Origin of the sequence: Gilliamella sp. BG7 (assembly GCF_046635565.1) — a bacterium.
In the GTDB taxonomy this organism is placed as follows: domain Bacteria; phylum Pseudomonadota; class Gammaproteobacteria; order Enterobacterales; family Orbaceae; genus Gilliamella; species Gilliamella apicola_P.
The window spans coordinates 59,356-76,914 of the sequence record NZ_JBIDFB010000004.1; the positions used below are offsets into that span (position 1 = coordinate 59,356).

13 protein-coding genes are annotated in these 17,559 nt (G+C 35.5%); 8 read left to right on the forward strand and 5 right to left on the reverse strand.

Features of this window, described 5'->3' with window-relative positions; all coding sequences use genetic code 11:
• Positions 1–56: 56 nt before the first annotated feature.
• Entirely contained in the window at positions 57–551 is a 495-nt protein-coding gene (locus tag ACGH49_RS04075) for an N-acetyltransferase family protein (RefSeq protein WP_411588312.1), read from the forward strand.
• Positions 552–594: 43 nt separating this feature from the next.
• Positions 595–1,326, forward strand: a complete 732-nt coding sequence (locus ACGH49_RS04080; protein WP_411588313.1) for a rhomboid family intramembrane serine protease — start codon at positions 595–597, stop codon at positions 1,324–1,326.
• 54 nt (positions 1,327–1,380) lie between these two features.
• Here ACGH49_RS04080 and lolE read toward each other — a convergent pair whose 3' ends face one another.
• The 3 genes from lolE to lolC are packed head-to-tail and all read right to left on the reverse strand — an operon-like array spanning position 1,381 to position 4,531.
• The gene (gene lolE / locus ACGH49_RS04085; protein ID WP_034911734.1) at positions 1,381–2,619 is read right to left on the reverse strand and encodes a lipoprotein-releasing ABC transporter permease subunit LolE; all 1,239 of its coding nucleotides are present in this window, start codon (positions 2,617–2,619) and stop codon (positions 1,381–1,383) included.
• 12 nt (positions 2,620–2,631) lie between these two features.
• Positions 2,632–3,336, reverse strand: coding sequence for a lipoprotein-releasing ABC transporter ATP-binding protein LolD (gene lolD / locus ACGH49_RS04090; protein ID WP_034911737.1), 705 nt, complete (start codon positions 3,334–3,336; stop codon positions 2,632–2,634).
• A complete protein-coding gene (gene lolC, locus ACGH49_RS04095; protein WP_034946138.1) occupies positions 3,329–4,531 on the reverse strand; it encodes a lipoprotein-releasing ABC transporter permease subunit LolC in 1,203 nt (400 codons plus the stop codon). The genes lolD and lolC overlap by 8 nt, the downstream gene beginning before the upstream one ends.
• Positions 4,532–4,689: 158 nt before the next feature.
• Between lolC and mfd the strand changes: the two genes are divergently transcribed.
• The 4 genes from mfd (at position 4,690) to mmuM (ending at position 11,885) form a co-directional block, all read left to right on the forward strand.
• Entirely contained in the window at positions 4,690–8,148 is a 3,459-nt protein-coding gene (gene mfd / locus ACGH49_RS04100; RefSeq protein WP_411588314.1) for a transcription-repair coupling factor, read from the forward strand.
• A 36-nt stretch (positions 8,149–8,184) separates the two neighbouring features.
• Complete coding sequence (locus tag ACGH49_RS04105) at positions 8,185–9,468, forward strand: YdgA family protein (RefSeq protein WP_411588315.1); 1,284 nt, start codon at positions 8,185–8,187, stop codon at positions 9,466–9,468.
• An 85-nt stretch (positions 9,469–9,553) separates the two neighbouring features.
• Positions 9,554–10,957, forward strand: a complete 1,404-nt coding sequence (gene mmuP / locus ACGH49_RS04110; RefSeq protein WP_411588316.1) for an S-methylmethionine permease — start codon at positions 9,554–9,556, stop codon at positions 10,955–10,957.
• On the forward strand, positions 10,944–11,885 hold the full coding sequence (gene mmuM / locus ACGH49_RS04115) for a homocysteine S-methyltransferase (protein ID WP_411588317.1): 942 nt from the start codon (positions 10,944–10,946) through the stop codon (positions 11,883–11,885). Before mmuP ends, mmuM begins: the two co-directional genes overlap by 14 nt.
• 502 nt (positions 11,886–12,387) lie before the next feature.
• Here mmuM and guaA read toward each other — a convergent pair.
• Complete coding sequence (guaA, locus tag ACGH49_RS04120) at positions 12,388–13,971, reverse strand: glutamine-hydrolyzing GMP synthase (RefSeq protein ID WP_411588318.1); 1,584 nt, start codon at positions 13,969–13,971, stop codon at positions 12,388–12,390.
• A 257-nt stretch (positions 13,972–14,228) separates the two neighbouring features.
• Between guaA and ACGH49_RS04125 the strand changes: the two genes are divergently transcribed.
• Positions 14,229–14,660, forward strand: a complete 432-nt coding sequence (locus tag ACGH49_RS04125) for a hypothetical protein (RefSeq protein ID WP_411588319.1) — start codon at positions 14,229–14,231, stop codon at positions 14,658–14,660.
• Between the two features lie 3 nt (positions 14,661–14,663).
• The gene (locus ACGH49_RS04130; protein ID WP_411588320.1) at positions 14,664–15,131 is read left to right on the forward strand and encodes a MarR family winged helix-turn-helix transcriptional regulator; all 468 of its coding nucleotides are present in this window, start codon (positions 14,664–14,666) and stop codon (positions 15,129–15,131) included.
• A gap of 223 nt (positions 15,132–15,354) precedes the next feature.
• Here the strand turns inward: ACGH49_RS04130 and pta are convergent, their stop codons facing one another.
• Positions 15,355–17,505, reverse strand: coding sequence for a phosphate acetyltransferase (gene pta, locus ACGH49_RS04135; RefSeq protein WP_411588321.1), 2,151 nt, complete (start codon positions 17,503–17,505; stop codon positions 15,355–15,357).
• Positions 17,506–17,559 lie beyond the last annotated feature (54 nt).

Sequence of the window (17,559 nt, forward strand, 5' to 3'; positions counted from 1 at the left end):
AATAAACAATAATAAAATTACAATAATTTCACTTTAAACCACTTAAAGCAAAAAACATGATTACTTACCACGATGCTACATTAGAAGATTTACCATTTATTGTTGATGTTTATAATTCAACAATTGCTGGTGGCCAAGTTACTGCCGATACAGTGCCTGTTTCTGTTGAAAGTCGATTGGAATGGTTTTACCAGCATAACCCTAACAATCTTCCACTTTGGTTAATTAAATATCAAGATAAACCTTGTGGTTGGATTAGTTTATCTTCGTTTTATGGTCGTCCCGCTTTTTATAAAACCGTTGAGATTAGCTTATATCTTCATCAAGATTTTCGTGGCAAAAAAATTGGTCAATTTATGGTGGATAAAATCGAACAATTTGCTAAACAAGCTGGAATTGAGACAATTTTTAGCTATGTGTTTCGACATAACTTACCTAGTGTTAATTTATTTAAAAAAATGCAGTATCAACAATGGGGACTTCTTCCAAAAATTGCTGAATTAGATAATGTTCAGCGTGATTTAGTGATATTAGGTAAACGGTTAGATTAACTGACCTCTATCGATAAAATTTACCTATTCAAAAGGATTTTTAATGAGCACCTTTAATGATATTAAATATTACGCCAGTCAATCTAAAATCACAACAACGCTGGTAGTAATCAATATTCTGTGTTTTTTTGCATTTCGGCTAGTTGATAGCCGTGGGTTTTCGCCATTATATGAAAATCATTTTTTGATTGATTGGGGTGCCGATGTTGCGGAGTTAACTTTTTCTGGCCAATATTGGCGCATGTTTACCAATTTATTTATGCATATCAGTTTTACTCATTTAGCTATGAATATGCTGGCATTATGGAGCATTGGTCCTATTTTAGAACAGCGCATTCCTTGCCTTGCTTTTGTTGGCATTTACTTTTTTTCAGGGCTAGTAGGAAGCTTATCAAGCGATATTGCCACCATCAATCAAAATGTGATTAGCTGTGGGGCATCTGGAGCAATTTTAGGTATTATTACCGCATTGTTGGCTTATTGTTTGGTGTTTAAAACCAATATACAAGAAATGCCAGTCAAAGCAATGCTGGTGAGTTTAGTATTAACTGCTGGGTTAGGGTTATTGCCATCTATCGATAATATGGCGCATATCGGTGGTGCTTGCGCTGGTTTTGTGCTTGGTGGGGCTGTTTCGTTATGTATTAAAATGTTCAAATACCCAAGTAAGTTAACTCTACTTATTATTGGTCTTGTATTTATTGTGACTGCATTGGGGATCTATGTGCAATATATGCACTATGCTTTGCCTAGTGGTTATTATGTCTATTATTAATAATAAAAAGGCGCTGATTATCATTAAACAGCGCCTTATTTATGCAAAAGCTATTTAAAAGCTATTTAAAATCCGTGCAGGCTCAATCTTACACGCACGTTTAGCTGGATAATAGCTAGCAATTAAGCTAAGTAACATGGCGGTTATAAACACTATCACCACATCAAACAGATGAATTTCGGATGGTAAAAAATCAATAAAATAGATATTGCTATTTAAGATTTTATGCCCCATTAATGACTCAATAAAGCCCATGATGTTAGAAAGTTGCCATGACAGTATTACGCCTAAAATAACTCCAATTAGACTGCCAATTAACCCTGAAATCACTCCATACCATATAAAAATATGTTTGATTAAACGATTAGTTGCGCCTAGGGTCTTTAATATGGCAATATCACGCTGTTTATCTTTTACGGCAATGACTAAAGTGGATACAATATTAAAACAGGCCACGCCAATCACTACAATCATGGCCAGATACATGATTTGCCTAATCATTTGAATATCACGATACATAAAGCCAAACGTCTGTTCCCAACTATTAAATAACAGATCTTCGTCAAGCCCTAATGCTGCTTGACCAATAAGGTTATTGGATTGATAAACGTCTTTTACATTTACCATAATACCTGTAACGCTATCGCCCATATTTAATAATTTCTGTGCATCTGTTAATGGAATTAAAGCCATGTTATTACTCAAGCTGCCACTTAATTCTAAAATCCCTACTACTTGCAAACGGACTCTTTTAGGTGGTTTGAGTTGATTTGGACTACTCGAAACAGGAATTAATAAAGAAACCCATCCCCCTTCTCTCACTGATAAATTTTTAGCAAGCCCTGCTCCAATAATAATTTGTTGGTTATCGGGCTTAAAATCTTGCCATTTATTATTCAGTACATAATTCGGTAGTGAACTGATTTGCATTTCTTGTTCAGGGTCAAGACCCTGTACTTGCACAGCACCAAGTTTGCTACCGTTTTCAATTAATCCAGTAAAATTAACAAATGGTAAGGCTGATACAATATTACTATTGTTTTTAAGTTCTTGTTGAACGTGTTGCCAATTATCTAAATTGCCGTACTCTGGATAGAATTGTCCATGTGGCACTACCGATAACACTCGATTGTGTAATTCACGCTCAAAGCCATTCATGGCACTTAAGCCAATAATTAATGCCGCAATACCAATAGCAATGCTGAGTGTTGAGATAATCGAAATTAACGACACCATACCACTTTTGCGACGCCCTTTTCGAAATTTTATGGCGGTAATTAAAGATAAATTCATATTAATTATCCATTAATTGTTATCTAATGATGCGCTATCAGAAAGTTGACCATCTCTCATCACCATTTGTTTATCAAGTTTATTGGCAAGCTCAAGATCATGTGTAACAACCAAAAACGCAGTTCCATGTTCACGATTTAATTTAATCAGTAGCTCAAAAATAGAATCGGCTGTTGATTTATCAAGGTTACCTGTTGGCTCATCAGCCATTACTAAAGCGGGGTTATTAATTAATGCACGCCCTATTGCCACTCGTTGGCGTTCTCCGCCAGACAACTCGGAAGGACGATGATTTGCTCGTTTGACTAAATTAACCGACTCTAGCATTGCCATAGCCCGTTTTTTAGCTTCGTTGGGTAAAACGCCGCCAATTAATAGTGGCATGGCTACATTTTCAAGCGCGGTAAAGTCAGGCAATAGGTGGTGAAATTGGTAAACAAAGCCAATTTCTTGATTGCGTAGACGTGCCTTTTCTTGTTCAGATAATTGATTTAACTGATGTGATTTAAAAATAATTTCGCCAGATGTGGGATTATCTAAGCCACCAAGCAAATGCAGTAAAGTGCTTTTACCTGATCCTGAACTACCTATAATGGCGAGTAATGATTGTGAATAAATGTCAAACGAGACATTTTTTAAAACCTCGGTTACCATTTTGCCTTCGTTATAAGTTTTATAAAGATTTTTGGCACTTAGTAATATTTGTGAATTATTCATAACGTAAAGCCTCGGCAGGTTGAATATTGGCGGCACGATATGCAGGATAAAGTGTTGAAATTAGCGATAACATAAGCAATCCAATAATAATTAAAATAATTTGCGATGGTTCAACCAATGAAGGTAGCAAGATACCAGCTAAAGATAAACCTAACAATTGCATGATTTCGTTTAAGTTAATAGCAAGTAGCAGTCCTAAGGCGCTACCTAATAACGTGCCAATTATTCCTGAACTTGCACCTTGAATAATAAAAATTAACATAATTTTAAAGCGAGACAGACCTTGTGTTTTTAAAATAGCGACTTCGCCTTGCTTTTCCATCACCAACAAGCTTAATGAAGTAATAATGTTAAAAGCCGCAACAATCACAATCAGGCTAATAAGTAATCCCATGACATTTTTTTCCATTTTAATGGCTTGAAATAATTCACCGCGTTTAGCTCGCCAATCTTTAAAGACTAATCCTTCAGGTAATGGGGTATTGGTTATCGAGGCAATATCCAGTGGTTTATCTAAAAATAGACGCCAACTGCTAATCATATTAGGAGGATAACGTAATAAGTTTTTAGCGTCAGATTGATTGACATAAATAAGCGTTTGATTGATATCGTGGTTAACGGTAAACAGTCCTACAATATTAAATAAACGCTGGGAAGGTATACGCCCAACTGGGGTAATTTGACTTGCATCTGTTACCATTAAACGTATTTTATCGCCAACGGTTACACCTAATTGATTAGCTAACGTTTGCCCTATGATAACATTGTATTGCCCTGCTTGAAGATCTAATAACGATCCACTATAGATATAATCATTAATAGGATCATCATCTTCTGGGTTAATGCCCATTAGTGTGCTTACAGTGATACTTTGCTCACTTTGCAAAACCACATCACTCGACACCAAAGAACTAATACGATTAACACCTTGAATCTGATTAAATTGCTCACGAGTAATGACCTTAGGATCTATCCTACCTTGTGGTGTTGTGATCTGGGCTTGAGGTAAAAACTTTAAAATACTACTTTGCATCTGATCTTCAAGCCCGTTCATGACAGATAAGACCACAATTAGACCAATTGAACCTAACATAATCCCAATCATCGACAACCATGATACAAAGCGACCAAACCCATCCGTTTTTTGCCCGTATACATAGCGCAAACCAATAAAGAATACTAATGGACGAAATATTTTTGACATAAACGTATATATTACCTGAAACTTTTTTACAAAGTTTTGCTAGTTAAATGCAAGGTGCTTATCATACAGGATTAAACAGTTATAGAAAACAACCTCATACTTACGTTATAATCTGACAATAAATTTTCAGCGACATCAACGAACTCATCATGTCTAAAACAGTTAATATTTCAAACTTAATTCCTCAAAAATCAGGTGAAGTAAAGCAAATTGGGCAGCTAGTTGGCTCTTCCTTATCACAATTTTGCGCTCAAGCTATAGATGCACATGAAGGTATAGTTGTGATTGTCACTGATGATATGCAACAAACCTCGCGCATTCATGAAGAACTAAAGCAGTTTACATCCTTCCCTTCTATTATCTTTCCAGATTGGGAAACATTGCCTTATGACAGCTTTTCTCCTCATCAAGATATCGTATCAGAACGCTTATCTTGCCTTTATCATCTTGGACATTTAACCAAAGGGGCGTTAATTTTACCCATTAATACCTTAATGCAAAAAGTCTGTCCACAAAGTTATTTGGGTGGACATGTTTTTATGATGAAAAAAGGCTTACAAATTAGCCGAGAACATTTACGCCTTCAACTTGAAAATGCTGGCTATCGTTCAGTCAGCCAAGTTATGGAGCATGGCGAATATGCTACTCGTGGAGCGCTTTTTGATATCTACCCCATGGGCAGTGATAAGCCTTATCGCATCGATTTTTTTGATGATGAAATCGACAGTATTCGTACTTTTGATGTCGAAACTCAACGTACCTTTGGTGAAATTGCTGAAATACAATTGCTACCAGCCCATGAGTTTCCTTTCGATAAAACAGCTATTGAGTTGTTTCGTAGTCAATGGCGAGAACAATTTGAAGTTAGATTAGACTCAGAAAGCATCTATCAACAAGTTAGTAAAAATATTTTGCCAACCGGTATTGAATATTGGCAAGCACTGTTTTTTAACGAACCATTAACACCTCTATTTTCTTATTTTTTAGCAAATAGCTTAATTATCAATACAGTTAATATTGAGCAATATGCTAACAAATATTGGCAAGATATTACCCAACGTTATGAAAGTCGCAAAGTCGATCCTATGCGACCATTACTTGCACCAAATGTTATTTGGTCTAAAACTGACGAGATTTTTGCCAATTTCAAAAACTACTCAAGAATGGTTTTATCGCATGCAATAACCACTGAATCAAATAAAAACGTTAATTTGCCTTATATAGCATTACCTAATATTGCTATTGAGATTCAACAAAAAGATCCTTATTTGCAATTTCAAAAATTTGTTGAAAATTTTGCAGGAACAATCATCTTTTCGGTTGAATCAGAAGGACGCAAAGAGGCTTTACAAGAAATTCTTGGACGAATTCGTATTCATCCCACTACCATCAATTTACTTGATGAACGAAAAAACGGTGATAGCCGATTTTATTTAATCGTTGGAGCTAGTGAACAAGGCTTTATCAATCAGCAAGATAATTTTGCCTTTATTACTGAAAATGAGCTATTAGGACGACGAGTAGTTCGTCGCAAAAAAGAAAATAAACAAGCTATCAATACTGATTCACTTATTCGTAGTTTAGCTGAGCTAACACCCGGCAAACCCGTTGTCCATTTAGAACATGGCGTTGGTCGATATGCAGGACTTACCTCATTAGAAACAGGTGGGATTACGGCTGAATATCTTATTCTATTATATGCTAATGACACCAAGCTTTATGTTCCTGTTTCATCATTAAATCTAATTAGCCGTTATTCTGGTGGCGATGAAGAGAACGCACCATTGAATAAATTAGGTACTGATGCATGGAGCAAAGCACGGCAAAAAGCGGCCGAAAAAGTACGAGATGTTGCAGCTGAATTACTAGATATTTACGCTGAACGTGAAAGTAAACCCGGATTTGAATTTAAACAAGACCGAGAGCAGTATGAATTATTTTGCCAAGGGTTTCCTTATCAAGAAACTGATGATCAACAAAATGCCATTGGGGCAGTAATTGGCGATATGTGCTCTCCTTATGCCATGGATAGATTAGTCTGTGGTGATGTTGGATTTGGTAAAACAGAAGTAGCGATCCGAGCTGCTTTTTTAGCCGTTATTAATCATAAACAAACAGCAGTTTTAGTTCCTACAACTTTACTTGCAGAACAACATTACGAAAGCTTTTGTGATCGCTTTGCAAACTGGCCAATTCGCATAGAAAGCCTGTCTCGATTCAAAACCGCCAAACAACAAAAAAGTATTATAGAAGCTCTTGGTGAAGGCAAAATTGATATTGTAATTGGCACACATAAATTGTTACAAGAAGATATCAAATGGAAAGATTTAGGCCTGTTGATTGTTGATGAAGAACATCGTTTTGGCGTCCGCCAAAAAGAACGAATTAAAGCAATGCGAGCAAACATTGATATTCTAACACTAACCGCAACGCCAATTCCAAGAACCCTCAACATGGCAATGAGTGGTATGCGGGATCTTTCTATTATTGCGACCCCTCCAGCTCGCCGATTAGCAGTGAAAACCTTTGTTCGAGAATATGATGATCTCGTGATTAGAGAAGCCATTTTGCGTGAAATTTTACGTGGTGGTCAGATTTATTACTTACACAATGATATTTCTGATATCGAAAAAGTAAGCGAAAAACTTGCAGAGCTGGTGCCCGAAGCACGAATTACCATTGGTCATGGGCAAATGCATGAACGCGACTTAGAGCGCGTAATGAATGACTTTCATCATCAACGTTTTAACATACTTGTTTGTACAACCATTGTTGAAACTGGTATCGACATTCCTAATGCCAATACCATTATCATTGATCGTGCCGATAAATTTGGTTTAGCCCAGTTACATCAGCTCAGAGGACGAGTTGGACGTTCTTATCATCAGGCTTATGCTTATCTATTAACTCCACATCCTAAATTACTCACTAAAGATGCCAAAAAACGCCTAGAAGCAATTGCCTCACTTGAAGATTTAGGTGCAGGTTTTGCTTTAGCCACACACGATCTTGAAATTCGAGGTGCTGGGGAATTATTAGGCAGCGATCAAAGCGGTCAAATTGAGACCATTGGCTTTAACCTTTATATTGAGCTACTTGATGAGGCCGTCAAATCACTAAAAGAAGGCAAAGAGCCAACACTTGAATCATTACTCAATAATCAACAAACAGAAATTGAGTTACGCTTGCCAACACTTATTCCTGATGATTTTATTCCCGATGTTAATACACGTTTATCACTATATAAACGTATTGCGAGTATCACCGATCTTATCGAACTCACCGATATTCAAGTTGAAATGCGAGATCGTTTTGGTAAATTGCCCGATGCAGTGTTTTTTTTACTAGAAACTACCAAAATCCGTTATCACGCAACTCAATTAGGCATTACTAAGATTGAATTTGGTGAAAAAGGCGGTTATATTGAATTCGGTAATAGTAATAAGGTGTCAGTCGATTACTTAATTGAAATAATTCAAAAAGAACCAAAAAATTATCGCTTAGAAAGTTCAAATCGATTAAAATTACAAAAATCAGAATTGCAACGAATCGATCGTATTGAATATATCAAAAATTTGTTGTCTGACTTTACAAATCATCAAGAATGATAATCTAAAATAGAACAAATAACTAAGAGAACTATAATGAAAAAAAACACACTTGCTATAGGAATAGTTGCCGTATTAGGAATTGCATATGTAGGTACGTCATGGTACACCGGCAACATGATCGAAAATAACATCGATAACCAATTGATACAAATTACAAACAAAATTAATCAAACTCAAGACGAGTTTAAGTTTAATATTATAAAGAGTAATTATGAAAAAAATATCTTTTCAACTAAATTGCATTTAACCGTTACAGCGTCACTTAGAAACACTATAGGTGAAGATGCGCAACCAAAAACCATATTTGATGATGATATTACCATTCATCATGGCCCTTTCCCTATAGCCTCACTCGCCAAAGGGAGTTTTGCGCCACAAATGGCTTGGTTAGAATACGAAATGAGTCAACAAAATAATCCGATACTTTGGAAACTAGCTGGCAATCAGCCTTTTATTACCGGACATGCAGGTGTAAGTTATGGCGAATATATCACCGTAAAATTAGCAAGCAAAGCGATAAAAGCTACTGAAGACGAAATTCCAGCCTTTGATGGTATATTGGAGCTTGGTGAGGGGCATTATACAATAAATAGCCATACTACTGGTTCTGATATTTCAACTAAAGTTGAAGTTGATAAAATTTCATTTACCTATCCTACATCTTTTAAGTCAAAATCTGTTTCAGTTGTTATTAATAAACTCGTTATGGACCAAAAAAACATCTTAAATGACGTCACAAACACTGTCGATGGTTCATTTTTAAGTAGTGTTGACTCAATTATTTATGGTCAACAAAATTTGGGTAATGGCTCGATAGATATTGACTTTAAGGGACTTGATAAACATTTGTTTAGCAATCAATTGGAAATAGGTTATCCTGACTCAGATTATACTAACCAAAAACACTCCATTAATTTTTCACTAAACAAATTAAATTGGCACAATCCTGCTGGCGATATTAATCTTAACTTAATGTTCAGTATGTCTGATATAGATAGTACAGCTATTGATGAAGCTGATTACGATAAAATTGACTCACTAAAATTAAAACTTGAAGCACCATTTGATGTATTAGCGTATACGTCCGCACAGTTCGAAAACCCTAACTCTAACGAGGTAACACCTGAACAAATTGCTAAAGCAAACCAAAACCTACAAATGATGTCAGCCTTTTTCATAAGTAACTTCCAATTTTTGACTTCAAGCAATGGTGAAACCAAAGGTATCTATTCCGATGTTAGCCTAACTAAAGATAGCAACGAAGTTAACGTAAATGGCAGAAAAGTAACAAAGGAAGAATTCTTTGAGCAATTATAATAGCTTGTTTATTGTTCAAACCAACCTGTTCCGCCACTGATTCTGGCGGAATTTCATTATTTCTAATTAAAACTAAAAAACATTTATGAATACAAATTCATTATCCACAACCGAAAACCAATTTGAACGAACCATGAAAACCCGCCATTTAATTATGCTATCCCTTGGTGGTGTTATTGGTACAGGTCTATTTTTTAATACTGGCTATATTATTGCTACAGTAGGGGCTATTGGCGCTATTATTGCTTATTTAATTGGTGCATTAGTTGTTTATTTAGTGATGTTGTGCCTAGGAGAACTGGCTGTCGCTATGCCTGAAACAGGTGCATTTCACACTTATGCTTCTCGCTTTATTAGTCCTGGCACTGGTTATACCGTTGCTTGGCTGTATTGGTTAACTTGGACAGTGGCACTTGGTTCAAGTCTAACCGCAGCTGGATTATGTATGAAGTATTGGTTCCCTACTGTTTCGGTCTGGATTTGGTGTTTAATTTTTTGTATCGTAATCTTTGCATTAAACATTATAACCGCTCAATTCTTTGCCGAAAGTGAATTTTGGTTTTCAATCATTAAAGTCATCACTATTATTATTTTTATTGTTGCTGGAGCTGCTGCTATCTTTGGTTTTGTTCCTATGAAAAATGACATGCCAGCACCTTTTTTACACAATATTACCGATAATGGCTGGTTTCCTAATGGTATAACACCAATTATCATGACGATGGTTTCAGTTAATTTTGCCTTTTCTGGTACCGAGTTAATTGGTATTGCTGCGGGCGAAACCCATAATCCCGAAAAATCGATTCCACTTGCCATTAAAACAACAATTTTAAGATTGATTCTCTTTTTTATTGGAACCATTATTGTGTTAGCCTCTCTACTACCTATGGATCAAGCTGGCGTTATTACTAGTCCATTTGTAATGGTATTTGAAAATATCGGTATTCCATATGCTGCTGATATATTTAATTTTGTTATTGTAACCGCTATTTTATCAGCCGCTAATTCAGGACTTTATGCCTCTGGGCGTATGATGTGGTCGTTGTCTAATCAAGGTACACTACCAAAGTGCTTTGCTAAATTAACCAATAAAGGTATTCCAATGATCGCTATTGCAGTAAGTATGCTTGGTGGATTGTTAGCGTTATTTTCAAGCGTGATAGCTCCTGATACTGTATTTGTAGCATTAACCGCTATTTCTGGCTTCGCCGTGGTAGCAGTTTGGTTAAGTATTTGCATTTCACATTACTTTTTTAGAAAGCAACTATCCGAAAATCAAAAAAATGCCTTAAAATATAAAGCACCATTTTACCCTTTTGTGCCAATTTTAGGGTTTATTCTATGTTTGATTGCTTGCATTGGCTTAGCGTTCGATCCAGAACAACGCATTGCGCTTTATTGCGGTATTCCTTTTGTAATTGTCTGTTTTATTGCACATCACTTTACCCAATCTTATCAAAAACGAGTAGTAAAAAATGACAAGTTATAATCCAATTAGCGTATTATTAAAGCAAAAAAATTACATTATTATCGATGGAGCACTAGCGAGCGAATTGCAGCGTCGGGGATGTGATCTTAATGATAGTTTATGGTCGGCAAAAGTGTTAATCGAAAAAACCGAACTAATCTACCAAGTTCACTATGACTATTTTAAAGCTGGAGCCGATTGTGTAATCACCGCCAGCTATCAAGCTACCCCCTTAGGGTTTGAAAAGAAAGCAATTACGTTTGATAAATCTATCAAATTAATTAAAAAAAGCGTTGAACTCGCACAACAAGCTAAACAGCAGTATTTGAATGAAACAAAGCAAAATAAAATGTTACTGATTGCTGGGTCAGTTGGTCCCTATGGTGCATATCTTGCTAATGGGTCAGAATATACTGGCGACTATCAACTAACTGAAGCTGAATTTATTGATTTTCACCGTGATCGCATTCAAGCCTTGATTGATGCCCAAGTTGATATCCTTGCTTGTGAAACTTTACCTTCTTTTGCTGAAATTAAAGCGTTAGTTAAATTGATACAGCAGTTTCCAACTATCAATGCATGGTTTTCGTTTACATTAAAAAATGCCCAACATCTTAGTGATGGCACACCATTATCACAAGTAATAAATTATTTAAACAACTTCGATCAAATTGTAAGCCTGGGTGTTAACTGCATAGCTTTAGAAAGTGTTACTCCAGCATTAGAGGTACTAAATAAGCTTACAACCAAACCATTAATTGTTTATCCAAATTCAGGCGAACAATATGATCCGACAACCAAACAGTGGCATAAAAACCATCTACATGATTGCACCTTCAAAAATCAACTACCAACTTGGACTAAATTAGGCGCAAAATTAATTGGCGGTTGTTGCCAAACAACTCCGAATGATATTAAAGAGATTGTAAGATTATTAAAAAATTATTAATTTTATTGTGATTGGATTTTGAGGACAAAAGAAAATTGTGATTTTGCCATAATATCCAAGAAAGCTTCTGTAATTATTTCCTAAAATTGTACAGCAAAAAGTAGAAAATTTTCTATGATAAAAGTTAAAGAGGATTTGAATACAAAAATAACAGACCACCAACACCTAAACTAGCCGGCTAAATATCATGGTTATCTGCTAAAAATACGAGATGATAATGACTGAAGTTACTGGAAAACCTTACCTACAGGAAAAAATCACATGGTGTGTTCAAGCAATTGCTCTAAAAACGGAAAAAATTAACCATCAACCGACATCTCACTAAATCACAATGAGATACTGCTATGCCCAAATTAATCACTAAACGGTATAAACTCCTGAATATTTTTTACAACTATATTTGATAGTTAATTACATTGTTGGAGTTTTCTGGTATTTATAAAATAAAAACAGCTTTTTAATGCTGTTTTTTAATTCATAAACTAATTTTAAGAATAGTTATCTACTCCCACTCTATAGTAGCTGGTGGTTTTCCGCTTATATCATATACGACACGAGAAATACCATTAACTTCGTTGATAATTCGATTTGAAACTCGTCCTAGGAAGTCATAAGGTAACTGAGCCCAATGAGCCGTCATAAAATCAATGGTTTCAACTGCACGCAAGGATACAACCCAATCATATTTACGACCATCCCCCATTACACCTACTGAACGAACAGGTAAGAACACAGTAAAGGCTTGACTTACTTTGTGGTATAGATCAGCTTTATAAAGTTCTTCAATAAAAATGGCATCAGCTTGACGTAACAAGTCGCAATACTCTTTTTTAACCTCACCAAGTACACGCACGCCAAGACCTGGACCAGGAAATGGATGACGGTAAAGCATGTCATAAGGTAAACCAAGTTCTAAACCAACTTTACGGACTTCATCTTTAAATAATTCGCGCAGTGGTTCAACTAAGCCCATTTTCATATCTTTTGGTAATCCGCCTACATTATGATGTGATTTAATTACATGGGCTTTGCCAGTATCAGCAGCAGCCGATTCAATAACATCTGGATAGATAGTACCTTGAGCTAACCATTTTACATCTTTTAATTTTGCCGCCTCTTCATCAAATACAGCAACAAATTCACGCCCTATAATTTTACGTTTTGCTTCAGGATCTGCTTCACCTTTTAGTGCAGCTAAAAAGCGGTCTTCAGCATTTACAGCTATGATATTTAAGCCAAATTTATTACCAAACATATCCATAACTTGTTGAGCTTCGTTCAAGCGTAACAAACCATGATCAACAAATACACAAGTTAATTGATCTCCGATAGCTTGGTGTAATAACAATGCTGTAACAGAAGAATCAACCCCTCCTGATAAGCCAAGTAATACTTTGTCATTGCCAACCTGTTCTTTAATTCTAGCAATAGCATCGGTAATAATTGAAGATGGTGTCCAAAGTTTTTCGCAGTGACAAATATCAATCACAAAACGTTGCAATAACTCGAAACCTTTTACAGTATGAGTTACTTCTGGATGAAATTGAACGCCATAAAATTGTTTTTCGTCATTAGCCATAATAGCAAATGAGCAAGTTTCAGTACGCCCAATCAGTGTGAAACTATCAGGCAATGCTGTTACTTTATCACCGTGGCTCATCCAAACATCAAGTTGATTAACGCCTTGTTCACTTGCGCTATCAAAAATACCATCAGTTAATTTTGACGATCCAACAAGATCCACTTTAGCATAACCAAATTCACGTTGGTTAGAACCAGTGACTTGACCGCCCTTACCAACTTGAATTGCCATAGTCTGCATGCCATAACAAATACCCAAAACAGGTACGCCAGCATTAAAAACATACTCGGGAGCACGAGGACTATTAGCATCGGTGGTACTTTCAGGACCACCTGATAAAATAATACCCTTAGGATTAAATTGTTTGATTTTCTCTTCTGATACATCCCACGGCCACAGTTCACAATACACACCAATTTCACGAATTCGGCGAGCGATTAACTGGGTAACTTGAGAACCAAAATCAAGGATCAATATGCGTTGTTGGTGGATGTCTTTTTTCATCAATTTTATTCCTAAACTATAAACTATTACAAAATTAGGATGCTATTGTATCATTTACCGATTAAATTGAGAGCATTAATTAAAAACAACTATAAATATTTTATATTATTAATAATTTTGGAATCATCTTATTACAAAATTCAATAAAATGGTCATCAAATTAACCTTGTAATAAGTCAACAGATCAAAGAATTGAATTCTCTTTACTTAATTAATAAGTGAACTTATAATAAGTAAACTTATTAAAAGGAGGCGCTATGAATACCATTTCAATTTCTTTCATATTACCAACCAAAGCTAAACCAACTCAAATTTGGCAATACTATACTGATCTTAATTTAAGAAAATTATGGGAAACTGATCTTGAAGACTTTCGTATATTTGGTGACTTAAAAACAGGAGCTAAAGGTATTTTCAAATTACAAAATATACCAGAAATGGAAGTGACTTTATCAAAGATTATTGATGAGCAAGAATTTACAGAACAATTTGATATGCCTGAAATAGGTTTACTGTTTTTCTCACATCAAATTATGGAAATATCACATAATCAATATGCATTAAAATCAGAAATTTCTCTAAAACCAGATCTAAAAATGGATACGAAAGCATCCTATGATTTTATAAAACAGATTTCAGATGATATTATTGATAAAACTTACAAATTAAATGGCTTAGTTGAAGGGTAAATTATGACAAAGGACAATAAGTTTTTGACTCAATTTCGAACTGATTCTGAATCTATTGGTTTTGTTTTTATGAAAACTTATTCGTCCTGGCATACGAATATCAAAAATTGCTTGAAAAAACAGTCTATCACTCATCCCCAATTTATAGTGCTTGCAACGCTTGCTTATCTATCACAGCGACCAGACGAAATAACACAAGTTATTTTATCAAATAAAACAAATATCGATGTGATGACAATTTCCCAAATATTAGAGAATTTAGAAAAAAAGGATTATATAAAACGCTCTTGCTCAATTAAAGATAATCGAGCAAAATCCATTCACTTAACCCAAAAAGGATTGAATAAAGCAAATGAAACTGTACCTTTGGTTGAACAAATAGATAAAGATTTTTTTTCCATATTACAAGATGATAAAGAACAATTTATGAAAATGTTATTAACACTATTAAAAAACAACATGGAGGGATAAAATCATTTATAAATTTTTATTATTTATTGTTTTTATCAACTTTGAATGCTTGGACTTGACTTAAAATAAGTTTTTGAAGACCTTGTCGCAAATTTCTAAAACAAAATACTTTAAAACTGAATCGCTATAACTCAAGCTTTTAAAATCCATTACTTGGCTAAATTTAATTAAAAAAGGTGATATTGCATCACCTTTTATCAATAGTTAAAACGTTTTGCTAAACTTATTTTGCAACGTTTTGTTCTTGTGCTGATTGAATTGCGGTTAATGCAATAGTGTAAACAATATCATCAACTAATGCACCACGAGACAAATCATTCACTGGTTTACGCATACCTTGTAGCATAGGACCAATCGAAACAAGATCAGCTGAACGTTGTACTGCTTTATATGTGGTATTACCTGTATTAAGATCAGGGAAAATAAACACAGTAGCTTTACCTGCAACTTGTGAATTAGGTGCCTTTGATTTTGCTACATCAGGCATTACCGCTGCATCATATTGTAATGGACCATCGATCATAAGATCTGGACGTTTTTCTTGAGCAATGCGAGTTGCTTCTTTCACTTTTTCAACATCAGCACCTTGACCAGAACTACCTGTTGAGTATGAGATCATCGCAACGCGAGGTTCAATACCAAAGGCGATTGCTGTATCAGCCGACTGAATGGCAATTTCGGCTAACTCTTGTGCATTTGGATCTGGATTAATTGCACAGTCACCATAAATATATACTTGATCAGGCATTAACATAAAGAACACCGATGAAACAAGGGAACTGCCTGGTGCAGTTTTAATTAATTGTAACGGTGGACGAATAGTGTTAGCTGTTGTATGCACCGCACCTGATACTAAGCCATCAACTTCATTAGCTTCAAGCATCATGGTACCCAATACAACATTATCAGCCAATTGCTCACGAGCAATAACTTCAGTCATCCCTTTGTTTTTACGTAATTCAACTAGGCGAGGAACATATTTTTCACGGATATTTTCAGGATCAACGATCTCAACACCTTGACCTAAAGTCACGCCTTGTGAAGTGGCAACTTTACGCACTTCGTCAGGATTACCAATAAGCACACATTTTGCAATGTTGCGTTCGGCACAAATTGCTGCTGCTTTAATTGTTCTTGGCTCATCACCTTCAGGTAATACCACCACTTTTTTCGCATTACGCGCAAGCTCAGTTAATTGATAACGGAAAGCAGGTGGAGACAAGCGACGTGCAGAATTCACCACTTCATTTAATGATTTAATCCATTTAGCATCAATATGATCAGCTACATAATTTTGGGTGTTTTCCATACGCTCTTTGTCATCAACAGGGATTTCTAAATTAAATTGTTGTAGACTGATCGATGTCTGGAAAGTGTTGGTTTTAACCGTAAATACAGGTAAACCAGTATCAAACGCTGGTTGGCATAATTTTGCGACTTTATCGTCGATTTCATAACCGCCAGTTAGGAGTACACCACCAATTGCCATACCATTCATGGCAGCTAAACTAATCGTCACTAATACATCAGCACGATCAGCAGAAGTCACTAACAGTGCATTTGGTTGTAAATGACTGATAATATTAGGCACACTACGTGAACAGAAAGATATATGTTTAATACGGCGATTTTTTATATCACCTTCATTAATAATTTTTGCGTCAAAATGCTTAGCAATATCTATAGCACGACAAGCACTTAGATCGATATTCCACGGAATACAACCAAGAACAGGCAATGGACTGTGTGCATTTAAATCATCGATAGTAATTTTTTTATCGTCAAATTTAGGTGTATGATAAATTTCAGCAACATCAGGACGAGCAAGATTCTGCTCTTCAACTGGTGCATTGACTTTATTAACAATCACACCAACGACTTTATCATTTTTAATGCCACCAAAGTTAGAACGAGCAATTTCAATACGATCTCTAAGTTGTTCTGGCGTATCTTTGCCCATATTAACTACAAAAATAATTTCGGCGCCAAGAGTTTTAGCAATATTATTATTAAGTTCATTAGCGAAAGGATAATCAGATGTTGGCACAATACCTTCAACTAAAACAACATCAGCTCCTTTAGTATTTTCGGCATAAAGGGCAACGATTTCTTCCATTAACACATCTTGTTGATTTAAACCTAATAGGTTTTCAACATGGCTCATTTTAAGCGGTTTTAGTGTTGGAATTGATGTATTGTTGTTCACTAGGGTTGTGGTATTATCTGCCGCATCGCCACCAGCTCTTGGTTGCGCGACAGGTTTAAACACATTTAAATTAATACCTTGACGCTCCATAGCTCGAATAACGCCCAGACTCACACCTGTTAACCCGACATTAGTGCCAGTTGGGATGAGCATAATTGTACGAGACATAATTATTACCTCTTAAATCTTTATTGTATAAAAACAAACCGCCATTTAGGCGGT

Bases quoted from the DNA above. Each gene is read 5' to 3' on its own strand.
- ACGH49_RS04075 (WP_411588312.1), top strand. From the start codon at position 57: ATGATTACTTACCACGATGCTACATTAGAAGATTTACCATTTATTGTT.
- ACGH49_RS04080 (WP_411588313.1), top strand. From the start codon at position 595: ATGAGCACCTTTAATGATATTAAATATTACGCCAGTCAATCTAAAATC.
- lolE (WP_034911734.1), bottom strand. From the start codon at position 2,619: ATGAATTTATCTTTAATTACCGCCATAAAATTTCGAAAAGGGCGTCGC.
- lolD (WP_034911737.1), bottom strand. From the start codon at position 3,336: ATGAATAATTCACAAATATTACTAAGTGCCAAAAATCTTTATAAAACT.
- mfd (WP_411588314.1), top strand. From the start codon at position 4,690: ATGTCTAAAACAGTTAATATTTCAAACTTAATTCCTCAAAAATCAGGT.
- ACGH49_RS04105 (WP_411588315.1), top strand. From the start codon at position 8,185: ATGAAAAAAAACACACTTGCTATAGGAATAGTTGCCGTATTAGGAATT.
- mmuP (WP_411588316.1), top strand. From the start codon at position 9,554: ATGAATACAAATTCATTATCCACAACCGAAAACCAATTTGAACGAACC.
- mmuM (WP_411588317.1), top strand. From the start codon at position 10,944: ATGACAAGTTATAATCCAATTAGCGTATTATTAAAGCAAAAAAATTAC.
- guaA (WP_411588318.1), bottom strand. From the start codon at position 13,971: ATGAAAAAAGACATCCACCAACAACGCATATTGATCCTTGATTTTGGT.
- ACGH49_RS04125 (WP_411588319.1), top strand. From the start codon at position 14,229: ATGAATACCATTTCAATTTCTTTCATATTACCAACCAAAGCTAAACCA.
- ACGH49_RS04130 (WP_411588320.1), top strand. From the start codon at position 14,664: ATGACAAAGGACAATAAGTTTTTGACTCAATTTCGAACTGATTCTGAA.
- pta (WP_411588321.1), bottom strand. From the start codon at position 17,505: ATGTCTCGTACAATTATGCTCATCCCAACTGGCACTAATGTCGGGTTA.